This is a genomic window from Flavobacterium sp. (assembly GCF_043778725.1).
GTDB lineage: Bacteria > Bacteroidota > Bacteroidia > Flavobacteriales > Flavobacteriaceae > Flavobacterium.
Window position 1 is genome coordinate 1 of the sequence record NZ_JAYWFT010000025.1, and the last position, 2,552, is coordinate 2,552.

Sequence of the window (2,552 nt, forward strand, 5' to 3'; positions counted from 1 at the left end):
TCGCTTCAGACAAGTGGTATATCAACATAGGAAGAACCAACGCCGAAGGTACTGACCGTATAGTACTTGGTATCAATGCACATGGCTTCGGCTACCTCAGTGCGTCTGCTTACCTCAATATTGGTACAGGAATAAAACCTATGCCGCCATTGCCCGCTTATGCGCAAAAATTGGTTGGGAATAGTGTGAAAATAAACGATGAAAGTACACGCGCCTCTGGTAATGGCTTTGCTTTTGGAGCTGACATCAAGTTTCAATTCGGCACCAAACAAGATGCATTTATTTACGGATTGGTAAGTGTTGATTTAGGTTTCGATGTCATGATGCAAGATTACGGCAAAGCAAAATGTAAAAATACAGGAAAACAAATAGGGCTTAATGGCTGGTATGCTTCGGGGCAAATGTACACACAAATCAAAGGCGATATTGGTGTTAAAGTTAAAAATAAAAAATTCCCTATACTCAGCGTAGGTGTTGAGGCGGCTTTGCAAGAAAAAGGGCCTAATCCTTTTTGGGCAAGTGGTGGCTTGGCAGTCAATTACAACCTTTTGTTTGGTTTAGTCAAAGGTTCTTCTCAATTTAAAATTGAAATTGGAGAACAATGTGAATTGGAAGCTGACCCTACTACCAATGGCAGCAGCAGTAATGTATATTCATTTGAGTTTGAAGGTTATTCTAGTGGCACAAAAGTGATAGATGGACTAAAAGAATTTTACAATAAAGCGGCACTCAAAATAGATCAAAACTGCGATAGTGAATATTCGTATACAACAGACAAAACCGATTGTAAAGCAACAAAAAAAGATTTACCACAAGTGCCACAGTTCAATACACCGACACCGACAAGCACTACTTTCAATTTTAATTATTACCTCCCTAGTGGAGTTTTGACTTCAAAAGTGGAGAAAAAAGTAAACCATTAAGAAAATACAAATACAGTTTTTCAAGGTGGCAAAGCCTTCCTTTGTCACCTCATTTAAAAAAATTAAAACACTTTAAAAATATGAAAAAAGCAATCTTATTTTTATACATCTTTTGTGCTTTTTTACAATTTTCAATAGCACAAACTAGCCCGCTAGATAGTAGCCTTGTTCATCCGTTGCGTGAGTTGGGTGTAGCGCGTGGCGCAGCAGGTGGTGGAGCTCTTAAATCATTTGAACATACAGGCATCGAAAACAAATTTCTAGCAGAATTAGATAAATCTGCAATTGATATTAAAGCAGTAGCTACCAAATCCAATATAGCTAACTTCAAAGTTTTTGATTATGGTTCATATCCTCTGCTCAAACAAATGGGTAAAATCAAAATGGATTCCGTTCTATTTGAAGCAATGGAAGTAGAAGTCAAAAAAACTACTCAATATTATTTGTTGGTCGGCAAGCATATTGATGTAAAAACGGGCAAAGTTGAATTTAAAGTAAAACTTGTTTTACCTACTACGACGGGTACAGGTAATAAATCCAGCAATGAAACAACAGCCATTGTTAATGATGCTACCAAAAACACTCCTTGTAATGGTTTAAATTATTTAACAACGTCAGACCTCAAATTTTTAAATAGAGAACTAGCAGCGTTATATCAAAAAAACAACTTAGACAAAGCAACATCTGCACAATACGCCAATGAAGTATTCAGTAAATCTTTAAAAGAAACAGTAGAAATTACCCAAGAAATATCTGAAAGATGCTTCTCTTGGTCAAATTATTACCTAATGCCTTCTGGTGGAGTAATTAGAATTAATTGCAATCACCCCATAGTTATAGCAGCTTACAGTAGGGTACTATACGGATGGGTTGCAGAAGAAGGTAATGAATATGTTGAGTATCAAGCCGATATTGATAATAAAAACAAAAAATTTCGTGGCTATAAACGATATGCAAGAAATACTGATGGCTCATTAACAGATACAAAAGAATATTTCGTAGAAGACCCTGTTTCTGCGGGAGCATATACGCCAACAGGTTCATATCCTATTTTATTTGTAGAGCTTAAAGGTAAATGTACTGTCAATGTTTACAGCAAATCTAAAAACTTTCCTCAAAGGACTGAGTTGCTTACCCTAAATGCTGTCAATTGGAATCTCATGAGTGATGCTGACATAACGGCTCTTAATGCACTTACTTTTACAACAGACGAAACAAAAGCAATAAATATAGGAATAAATTGCCAAAATTTAAATATTTATGGGCAGATGATATTTCAAAACTTAGCCCAAAGATTTATCAATAAATCTGACGAAGAACTAGAGTCTTACGCAATTAATTTAGCCCAAAATATTAGTACTGACATAGATGCTGACAATGATTTTTTTTCTGATGGAAAATTCATAGATGCTAATATTGGAGGAGATACATACTCTCTTTTCAACCTTTATTTTTTTGACAATAAGCAGCTGTTAACAAAAGAATTACTAAAAGAGGCATATTTTAAATCTCTTGCCTATAAATATGAAAAAACAGTGTTAATAAAATATTTTGATGAAGGAAAGTATGATGAAATCATAAAAGAAACGGAAAAATATTACACTTGTAATTTACCAGGTAACAGCAGTA

At 34.9% G+C, this 2,552-nt stretch carries 1 protein-coding gene and 1 pseudogene; both read left to right on the plus strand.

Annotation, left to right across the window (positions count from 1 at the left end; translation table 11 throughout):
* Positions 1 to 923 (plus strand): annotated as a pseudogene (locus ACH2CG_RS02625) (hypothetical protein); the annotation flags it as partial.
* Between the two features lie 80 nt (positions 924 to 1,003).
* The coding region (locus tag ACH2CG_RS02630; protein ID WP_395061918.1) for a hypothetical protein at positions 1,004 to 2,552 on the plus strand (1,549 nt) is incomplete at its 3' end.